Source organism: Sphingomonas sp. CCH15-F11, from assembly GCF_001557005.1.
In the GTDB taxonomy this organism is placed as follows: domain Bacteria; phylum Pseudomonadota; class Alphaproteobacteria; order Sphingomonadales; family Sphingomonadaceae; genus Sphingomonas.
Genome location: NZ_LSKG01000097.1, coordinates 1 through 9,327, shown reverse-complemented (window position 1 = coordinate 9,327; position 9,327 = coordinate 1). Strand labels below are relative to the sequence as shown.

Below are 9,327 nucleotides of genomic sequence, written 5' to 3'. Positions count from 1 at the left end.
ACGTCGGGATGCCCGCGCGCGTGGCGGCGCGTGCGGCCTGCACCTCGCCCCGCCGCGCATACATGCCGCTGATGCCGACGGGGCCGAGGATCACGGGCAGGTCCTGCTGCATGCCCAGGATCTGTGTCGTCAGATCGATCGTCGCAACATCCTTCAGCACCCGCTGGCGCAGCGCGATCGCCGACAGGTCGCTGACGTTGCGGCGCAACGTCGCTTCGGCATAGGCACCACCATCGGCATAATCGAACAGGAAACGGGGCAGGCGGCGGCGCGCCGCCTCGCGGAAATCCGCGGTCGAGGAGATGATCATGCCGCTCTTCTGATCGAGCGTTCGGCGTCTGCCAAGTGGCATGGAGGGTCAGATGGTGGGCATGTGTCGCGGCAGGTGCCGTTGCGGCGCCGGGCGGCGCGATACCGACGGCACCGCGCGTCCTCATCCAGCTGATATCAAAGGACGGTGGCTCCCCGGGCCGGATTCGAACCAGCGACCGATCGGTTAACAGCCGATTGCTCTACCACTGAGCTACCGGGGAATGCCTGGTCAGCGGTGGGCGTCGCCCCCGCGAGAGGCGCGCCTATAGCAGCGAGTTTCAGCCGAACGCAAGCGGTTCAAGCAATGAATTGCTCCATCGTGATCCGCTCGTCCAGCGCGTGTTCGGGATCGAACAACAGGGTCAGTTCCTGGCTGCGGTCGATCTCGACATCGACGCGCACGACGTCGCGCACCTCGCGCTGATCGGCGACCGCGCTGACCGGGCGTTTTTCGGCTTCCAGCACCTCGACGCCGATCCGCGTCTTTTCGGGCAGGATCGCGCCGCGCCAACGGCGGGGGCGGAACGGACTGATCGGGGTCAGCGCGAGCAGCGCGGAGCCGAGCGGCAGGATGGGGCCGTTGGCGGACAGGTTATAGGCGGTCGATCCCGCCGGCGTCGCCACCAGCACGCCGTCGCAAACGAGTTCGGGCAGCACCGGCCGGTCGTTGACATGGATCGCCAGCTTGGCGGTCTGGCGGGTTTCGCGCAGCAGCGACACTTCGTTGATCGCCGGCAGGACGACCACCTCGCCCGCGATCGTCGTCGCGGTCATGCGCAGCGGCGTCACGCGAAACGCCTTGGCCCGGTGCAGCCGGCCGTCGAGGTCACCGGCATCCCAATCGTTCATCAGGAAGCCGACGGTACCGCGATTCATGCCGAACACCGGCACGATGCGGCGGCGCTCCAGCATGGCGTGCAGCGTCTGGAGCATGAAGCCATCGCCGCCCAGCGCGACGATCAGTTCCGCCTGATCGAGCGGCACCCAGTCATAGCCGGCGTCGAGTTCGGTGACGGCGGCGCGCGCCGGATCGGCGGGGGAGGCGAGCAGCGCGCGCCGGGCGGGAATGCTCATCCCCCGGTCATGCTCATGTAGCGCGCGACTGCGGGCGTGGCGCCGGGCGCGATGCGGAAGTCGTGGCGCTCGGGCTTGATCGCGAGCGCGGTGTCGATCGCGTCGTCGACCGCCGCCAGCCCGCCCGAACGGATCGCGGTCTTCAGGTCGACCTGGTCGTCGTGGCCCAGGCACGCGAACAGGCGTCCGTCGGTGGCCAGCCGGACGCGATTGCACCCCGCACAGAAATTGCCGGTCAGCGGCGTGATCAGCCCCAACCGCATGCCGAACGGCGCAACCCGCCAATAGCGCGCGGGCCCGCCGCCAGCCCGGCCGTTGTCGGGGGTGAGCGCGAACATGGCCGCCAGCCGCGCGAACACGGTGTCGAGCGGCACGAAGCGGTCGGCGCGGTCCTCGTCGATCCGGCCAAGCGGCATCGTCTCGATCAGTGTCAGGTCATGGCCCTGGCTGCCGCACCAGGCGAGCATCTCGGGGATCTCGTCCTCGTTCAGCCCGGCGAGCGCGACCATGTTGATCTTGATCGCCAGCCCCGCCGCCCTTGCCGCCGCGATGCCATCGAGCACGCGGGCGACATCGCCGGTGCGGGTGATGAAGCGGAACCGGTCGGGATCGCGGCTGTCCAGGCTGACATTGATGCGGCGGATGCCCGCTCGGGCCAGCGTTTCGGCATGTTCGGCCAGCCGGGTGCCGTTGGTGGTGAGCGTGAGTTCGTCAAGGCCATGATCGACATGCCGGCCCAGCCGCTGGATCAGGTCGATCGCATCGCGCCGGACCAGCGGCTCGCCGCCGGTCAACCGGACCCGCCGCACCCCGCGCGCGACGAAGCGTTCGACGATCATCGCCATTTCGTCGAGCGTCAGCAGCTCCGCGCGCGGCAGGAACGTCATCGTCTCGGCCATGCAATAGCGGCAGCGCAGGTCGCAGCGATCGGTGACGGAGACCCGCAAATAGCTCACCCGGCGGCCATGTCGGTCAATCAGGGCGGGGGCGGCGGCCATGGCGGCAGAGCTAGGCCCTCTTGTCCCCCCAAACAAGTGCGATTGGCGCGGGGGAAGACAGCAGCTAGACCCGCGCGATGCTACGAGCGTTTCGATGATCCTTTCGCCTCCTTCCACGACGTCGCGGCCGATTTTCGTCCTCTCTTTTCGCCAGCGCGACGAGCTCGCCGCCGCACTGTCGGCGGACGGGTGGCAGGTCATCGCCGCACGCCGGGACGAGGGGACGGCCGGGCGGCTCGCGTCGAGCGGCGCGCCGGTCGCGATCGTCGACGCGCGCGGCGCGATCGAGGAGGGGCTGGCCGCGATCCGACGGCTGTCCCCGCTGATCGAGGCGAGCGGCGGCGCGCTGCTCGCGCTGGTGTCAAAGATCGACAGCGACCGGATCGGGCATGTCCATGATGCGGGCGCCACCCATTTCCTTTTGAGCCCGATGCGCGCGCCCGAGATCATCCAGGCGCTGCGCTTCGCCTGTCGCCATGTCGAGCGGGTCGCGGCGGATACCGGCGCGCAGGCCGCGATCGCGCGCGCGGTGCCGGTCGAGACGCTGGGCTTTCGCTACGATCCCGCCGACCGCTCGCTCCAGGCGACGCAGGGGTTGGCGCGCTGGCTGGGCACCCCCGATGCGCCGTCCCCCAGGATGCTGCTGCGCCGACTGTCGCCGGAGGATCGCGTGCTGGCGCTGACGGCGCTGCGGCGGCTCGACGATGCGCGCGGTTCGACCGCGTTTGCCGCCGACCTGCCCGGCATCGGCCGCTCGGTCGCGCACCTCCAGCGCGACGCGCGCACCCGCCGGCTGCATGTGCTGATCGAGCCGCTGGGCCGCACGCCCGAGCCCAGCCTGGCGCTGCGCGAGGCGCTGGCCGACGCGCGCGACGCCAATGCCGCGCGGCGCTGGATCGAGCGGCGCCTGGCGGCGGACGCGTCGGTTGCCGTCATCCTGATCGGTATCGGCCAGTTCGCCGCGCTCAACACCGCCTTTGGCCGCGCGTCGGGCGATCAGGTGCTCGGTGCGCTGCTCAAGCGGATCGAGGCCCCGGTGCGCGAGCTGTTCGGCAAGGCGGCGATCGTGGCGCGCGTCGGCGGCGCGGAGTTCCTGGCGGCGGCGGCGACCGCCGATCCCGCCCGTGTCGAGGTCGCCGTCGCGCGGATCGAGGCGGCACTGGCCGCGCCGTTCCTGATCGGCGACCGCGCGATGACGCTCGATGTGCGCTCCAGCGTTGCGTGGAGCGCACCGGGTGCCGATGCCGCGACGATGCTGCGCCAGGCCAGCGCCGCGCTGGTCGAACCCGCGGCACCCGTCACCGCTCCCACCGATCACGCGGCCACGATTTCCGCCCAGTCGCTCGACCAGCTGGGGCGCGACGTCGTCGCAGCGCTCGACGCGCACCAGATCGACATCCTGTTCCAGCCCCAGGTCGCGACGTCGACCGGGCGGATCGAAGGGGTCGAGGCACTGGTGCGGTGGCGCCACCCCGCGCTCGGCGAACTGGGCGCGGAGACGCTGTTCGCATCCGCCGTGCGTGCGGGGATCGCGCCCGCGCTGTCCGAACAGGTCCAGCGCCACGCGCTGGCGCTTGCGGCGACATGGACCGGGGCGCTCGCGCGCCTGCGCCTGTCGATCAACGTGACGGCGGAGGATGTCGCGCGGCCGAGCTTTGCCGACGCACTGCTCGACCGCATCGATTCGAGCGGGTTTCCGCGCGACCGGTTGACGGTCGAGATCACCGAGAGCGGGCTGATGGAGGATCTGGGTCAGGCCGCGCGCCTGCTCGCCCAGCTGCGCACCGCCGGCTGCCGCGTCGCGATCGACGATTTCGGCACCGGCTATTCCAGCCTCGCCTATCTGAAGGCGCTGCCGCTCGATTATCTCAAGATCGACCGCAAGCTGAGCCAGGACATCGCGGGTTCGCCACGCGACCGAGTGGTGGTGCGCGGCGTCATCGACATGGCACGCGCGCTGGGGCTGACCGTCATCGCCGAAGGGGTCGAGACCGAGGAACAGCTCGACCTGCTCGCCAAGGAAGGCTGCCAGTATTTCCAGGGCTTCCTGTGCGCCGGCCCGCTGACCGTGGAGGAGCTGGCGGCACTGGTCTGAGCGTGCGCTAGGGGCGCAGCAACATTCCCGCGACAGCCGCCGTCGCAAGGATCGCCGGCGTCACCCAGCCGCCCTTCAACCGCCACGCCGCGACGGTGGCGAGGACGAGGATGGCGAGCCCGAGCAGGGGCTGGGCCAGGCGCGGTGCCAACGCTGTCCCGAGCTGGACCGTGGTGGCGGCGATGATCCCGACCGCGGCGGCGGCAACCCCGGCCAGCGCGCGGCGCAGCGCGGGTGCTTCGACGATCGCTTCCAGCCGCTCGAAGAAGATCAGCGAGAAGGCGAAGGCAGGCAGGAACATCCCCGCCGTGATCGCCAGTGCCCCCGTCGGCCCTGCGGCGACATAGCCGGCAAAGGTCGCGAAGATGACGAGCGGTGCGGGTATCATGCCGGCGACCGCGACGCCGTCCAGAAAGCTCGCATCGCTGATCCAGCCGCGCCCGACCGTGTCGGCGCGCACATAGGGGATGGCGGTGTACGCCCCGCCAAAGGTCAGCAGGCCGCCCTTCAACCCGGCGATGAACAGCGCGCCGATGCTGGCGGGCGTGGCGCTGTTGGCCGCGTCGCCGCCGGGGCTCCAGTCGACGGTCAGTGCCGCCACCGCGATCGCCACCGCCAGCACCGCCAGGGCGAGCCCGCGTCGCGCGGCCAGGCCATAGGCGAGGCCGCCCGCGATCAGCGGCAGCCAGAAGGGCACGCCGATCAGCGTCGCCACCAGGCTGGCGCCCGCGATCACCGCCAGCGCCGCATCCTCGATCACATGCCTGCCGATCCGCCACACCGCGCGCGCGATCACGCCGATGACGGCGATCTGCACCGCCAGCAACAGGCCGGGCAGGCTGCCGCGCGCCTCCACCCAGCCGACATAGGCCCATGCCGCCGCCAGCATCAGCACAAGTCCCGGGAGCATGAAGCCCAGTCCGGCGAGCAGCCCGCCGATCCGCCCGCGCGCCAGCATGCCCATGTGCACGCACAATTCATGCGCCTCGGGCCCCGGCAGCACCTGCATCACCGCCAGCAGCCGGTTGAAGCGCGCCGAATCGATCCAGCGTTCGGTATCGACCAGTTGGTGGCGCAGCATCGCGATCTGCGCGACCGGCCCGCCAAAGGCGAGGCAGCCGAACCGCAGGAACTTGAGGAACAGGGCACCCAGGCCGATGGCCGGGGGGGCGGGGGTATCGGTAAGGTCCATCAACGTCGCTCCGTCGCCGCAGGCGCGGCGGGTGGAGCGGACTTGGACGGTGACCGTCTGAACGGGCGTCCGCGCCGGCCCGTTGGACGCTCGACTACCGGCCGATTGCCGCCGGTGTCAACGCCTCACCCCGCCGCCTTGGCCAGCCCGCGCGAGATCTGCAGCGCCGCATTGAGCCGCGCCTTGGGATTGGCCCAGGCGCGCGTCACCACCAGCTTCATGTCGGGACGCAGCTTGGCCGTCCCATCCAGCCGCGCCACGTAGCTCAGCAGCCCGTCGACATTGGGAAAGCGATCCTCGTGGAAATGGACCAGCGCGCCCTTCGGCCCGACATCGAGCTTGGCGATGCACGCCGCCTTGGCGTTGAGCTTGGTCTCGATCAGCGTCAGCAGATTTTCGGTCGGCTCGGGCAGCTTGCCGAAGCGGTCGATCAGCTCGGCGGCGAACGCTTCGATCCCCTGGCGATCCTCGACCTCGTTCAGCCGGCGATAAAGGCCCATGCGGAGATCAAGGTCGGGGACATATTCCTCGGGGATCAGGATCGGCGCATCGACGGTGATCTGGGGCGAGAATTCCTTGGGTCGGTCGTCGCGCAGACCACCCGCCTTGGCATCCAGGATCGCGTCCTCCAGCATCGACTGGTAAAGCTCATAGCCGACCTCCTTGATGTGCCCCGACTGCTCGTCGCCCAGCAGGTTGCCCGCGCCGCGAATGTCGAGATCGTGGCTGGCGAGCTGGAACCCCGCACCCAGTGACTCGAGGTCGGACAGCACCTTCAGCCTTTTGTCCGCCGCTTCGGTGACGATGCGCTGGGGCGGGGTGGTGAAATAGGCATAGGCCCGCGTCTTGGCGCGCCCGACGCGCCCGCGCAGCTGATAGAGCTGGGCCAGCCCGAATTTGTCGGCGCGGTTGATGATCAGCGTGTTGGCGCTGGGAATGTCGAGCCCGGATTCGACGATCGTCGTCGACAACAGCACGTCGTAACGCTTGTCGTAGAACGCCGACATGCGCTCCTCGACCTCGGTCGGGCTCATTTGGCCGTGCGCGACGACGAAGCTGACCTCGGGCACGTCCTTGCGCAGGAATTCCTCGATATCGGGCAGGTCGGCGATGCGCGGGGTGACGAAATAGGACTGTCCGCCGCGATAATGTTCGCGCAGCAGCGCCTCGCGCAGCACCACCGGATCCCACGGCATGACATAGGTGCGCACCGCCAGCCGGTCGACCGGCGGCGTCTGGATGACCGAAAGGTCGCGCAGCCCCGACATCGCCATCTGCAGGGTGCGCGGGATCGGCGTTGCGGTGAGCGTCAGCACATGGACATTGGCCTTCAGCGCCTTCAGCCGCTCCTTGTGCGTGACGCCGAAGCGCTGTTCCTCATCGACGACCACCAGGCCCAGGCGCTTGAACTCCAGCCCCTTGGCGAGCAGCGCATGGGTGCCGATGACGACGTCGATCGTTCCCGCCGCCAGCCCCTCCTTGGTTGCCTTGGCCTCGGCCGCGGTGACGAGGCGAGAGAGGCGCCCGACCTCGATCGGAAAGCCCTCGAACCGCGCCTTGAAGTTCTGGAAATGCTGGCGGGCGAGCAGCGTGGTCGGGCAGATGATTGCGACCTGCATCCCCGCCATCGCGGCGACGAACGCAGCGCGCAACGCAACCTCGGTCTTGCCGAAGCCGACATCGCCGACGACCAGCCGGTCCATCGGCTTGCCCGCGCCCAGATCGTCGAGCACGTCGGCGATCGCGCGGTCCTGATCTTCGGTTTCTTCATAGGGAAAACGGTCGAGGAAGGCGGGATAGCCGCTGGAATCGGGCTCGGCGATGTCGCCGGGGCGCAGCGCACGGGCAGCCGCCGTGGCGATCAGCTCGCCCGCAATCTCGCGGATGCGCTCCTTCATCCGGCTCTTGCGCCGCTGCCACGCCTCGCCGCCCAGCCGGTCGAGCGATGCGCCTTCCTCGTTCGCGCCGTAGCGGGAGAGGACTTCGAGATTTTCGACGGGCACGTAAAGCTTGTCGCCGCCGGCATAGCTGAGTGCGACGCAGTCGTGCGGCGCCTGCTGCACCGGGATCTGGGTCAGCCCCTCATAGCGGCCGATGCCGTGATCGGCGTGGACGACCAGATCGCCGGGCGACAGCGTCGCCAGCTCGTTCAGGAATGCGTCGGTCGACTTCTTGCGCTTGCGCCGCCGCACCAGCCGGTCGCCGAGCATGTCCTGCTCGGTCAGCAGCGCGACGTCGGGGGTGGTGAAGCCATGGTCGAGCGGCAGGACGATGAGCGGGACGACGCTGGCCGCTGCGCCTAGTGCTTCCTGCCAGCCATCGACCAGCCGGGTGGTCTTCAGCCCATGATCGGCGAGCAGCCCGGACAACCGCTCGCGCGCGCCGATGGAATAGCTGGCGAGGATCGGCCGCTTGCCGGCTTTGCGCAGCGCCGCGACGTGCTCGACCACCGCGTCATAGACATTCTGGCCGCCGGTCCGCTCGGGCGCGAAGTCGCGCGGGCCATCGACCTGGAAATCGAGCACCGTCTTGCTTTCCGGCTCGTGAAAGCTGGTAGTGAGGTGCGCGGGCGCATCGCTCAGGCGGCGTTGCCATTCGTCGGCAAGCAGGTAGAGCTGGTCGGTGCCGAGCGGGCGATAACTGCCGGGGTCGGACGACTGGGCGCGCACGCGGTTGGCCTGATAGTCGGCGATCGCCTCGAACCGCTGCTCGGCCGCCGCCTGGCCCGCACCATCGCGCAGGATCACCGCATCGGCGGGCAGATGGTCGAACAGCGTCTCCAGCCGCTCCTCGAACAGCGGCAGCCAATGCTCCATGCCGGCCAGTCTTCGCCCGTCGCTGATCGCCTGATACAGAGGGTCGCCGGTCGCGGTCGCGCCGAAGCGTTCCCGATAGCCGGCACGGAAGCGCTTGACGCTGTCTTCGTCGAGCAGGGCTTCCGACGCGGGCAGCAGGGTGAAGCCGTCGACGCGCCCGGTCGTGCGCTGGTCGGCGGGGTCGAAGGTGCGCACGCTCTCGATCTCGTCGCCGAAGAAGTCGAGCCGCAGCCCTTGTTCGGAACCCGAGGGAAACAGATCGACCAGCCCGCCGCGCACCGCGAACTCGCCGGCGTCATGGACGGTATCGACGCGGTGATAGCCATTGGCCTGGAGCAGCTGCGACAACCGGTCGAGCGAGATGCGCTCGCCGGGTGCGAGGCGCGCGACCAGCTGACGGATGCGGAACGGGGTCAGCGTGCGCTGGATCGCCGCGTTGACCGTGGTCAGGACCAGGCGCGGGCGATCGGGCTTTTGCTGCAGGCGGTGGAGCGTCGCCAGCCGCTCCGCCATGACCCGCAATGTCGGCGACGCGCGGTCATAGGGCAGGCAATCCCAGGCCGGAAAGCACAGCACGTCCAGCTCGGGCGCGAAATAGGGCGCGGTCGTCTCGATGCTGCGCATCGACGCTTCGTCGGGCGCGATGAACACCGCGCCGCCGCGCGCCGCGCGCGCCAGGTCGGCAAGCAGCGCGGGCTGAAACCCCGTCGGCACGCCGGCAAGCGTCAGCGGGGCGCGGGCAGCAAGGATGGCATCGAGTTGCGGCATGGATTCTCAAGCAAGAAGCCCTCTCCCCCACGGGGAGAGGGTTGGGAGCTGTCTCTTATACACATCTGACGC

At 69.6% G+C, this 9,327-nt stretch carries 6 protein-coding genes and 1 tRNA gene; 1 reads left to right on the top strand and 6 read right to left on the bottom strand.

All coding sequences use genetic code 11. The features are described from left to right. From AX709_RS08735 to moaA, 4 genes are all read right to left on the bottom strand, one after another. The coding region (locus AX709_RS08735; RefSeq protein WP_197419116.1) for an alpha-hydroxy-acid oxidizing protein at nucleotides 1–310 on the bottom strand (310 nt) is incomplete at its 3' end. Nucleotides 311–458: 148 nt separating this feature from the next. Then, nucleotides 459–533, bottom strand: a tRNA-Asn gene (locus tag AX709_RS08730). 76 nt (nucleotides 534–609) lie between these two features. Beyond that, nucleotides 610–1,386: an NAD kinase gene (locus AX709_RS08725; RefSeq protein WP_066478077.1), complete on the bottom strand. Its 777-nt coding sequence runs from the start codon at nucleotides 1,384–1,386 to the stop codon at nucleotides 610–612. Beyond that, on the bottom strand, nucleotides 1,383–2,384 hold the full coding sequence (gene moaA, locus AX709_RS08720) for a GTP 3',8-cyclase MoaA (RefSeq protein WP_066548878.1): 1,002 nt from the start codon (nucleotides 2,382–2,384) through the stop codon (nucleotides 1,383–1,385). The genes AX709_RS08725 and moaA overlap by 4 nt, the downstream gene beginning before the upstream one ends. Before the next feature lie 94 nt (nucleotides 2,385–2,478). On the opposite strand from moaA, the gene AX709_RS08715 reads away from it, so the two are divergent. Beyond that, nucleotides 2,479–4,479, top strand: coding sequence for a putative bifunctional diguanylate cyclase/phosphodiesterase (locus tag AX709_RS08715; protein WP_066548876.1), 2,001 nt, complete (start codon nucleotides 2,479–2,481; stop codon nucleotides 4,477–4,479). 7 nt (nucleotides 4,480–4,486) lie between these two features. On the opposite strand, the gene chrA is transcribed toward AX709_RS08715, so the two are convergent. Together chrA and mfd are read right to left on the bottom strand one after the other, a co-directional pair. Next, nucleotides 4,487–5,671, bottom strand: a complete 1,185-nt coding sequence (gene chrA / locus AX709_RS08710; protein WP_066548875.1) for a chromate efflux transporter — start codon at nucleotides 5,669–5,671, stop codon at nucleotides 4,487–4,489. A 125-nt stretch (nucleotides 5,672–5,796) separates the two neighbouring features. Next, entirely contained in the window at nucleotides 5,797–9,255 is a 3,459-nt protein-coding gene (gene mfd / locus AX709_RS08705; protein WP_066548873.1) for a transcription-repair coupling factor, read from the bottom strand. Nucleotides 9,256–9,327 lie beyond the last annotated feature (72 nt).

What these genes read in the sequence shown, in the direction of transcription:
- AX709_RS08725 (WP_066478077.1), bottom strand. Translation starts at nt 1,386, where the DNA reads ATGAGCATTCCCGCCCGGCGCGCGCTGCTCGCCTCCCCCGCCGATCCG.
- moaA (WP_066548878.1), bottom strand. Translation starts at nt 2,384, where the DNA reads ATGGCCGCCGCCCCCGCCCTGATTGACCGACATGGCCGCCGGGTGAGC.
- AX709_RS08715 (WP_066548876.1), top strand. Translation starts at nt 2,479, where the DNA reads ATGATCCTTTCGCCTCCTTCCACGACGTCGCGGCCGATTTTCGTCCTC.
- chrA (WP_066548875.1), bottom strand. Translation starts at nt 5,671, where the DNA reads ATGGACCTTACCGATACCCCCGCCCCCCCGGCCATCGGCCTGGGTGCC.
- mfd (WP_066548873.1), bottom strand. Translation starts at nt 9,255, where the DNA reads ATGCCGCAACTCGATGCCATCCTTGCTGCCCGCGCCCCGCTGACGCTT.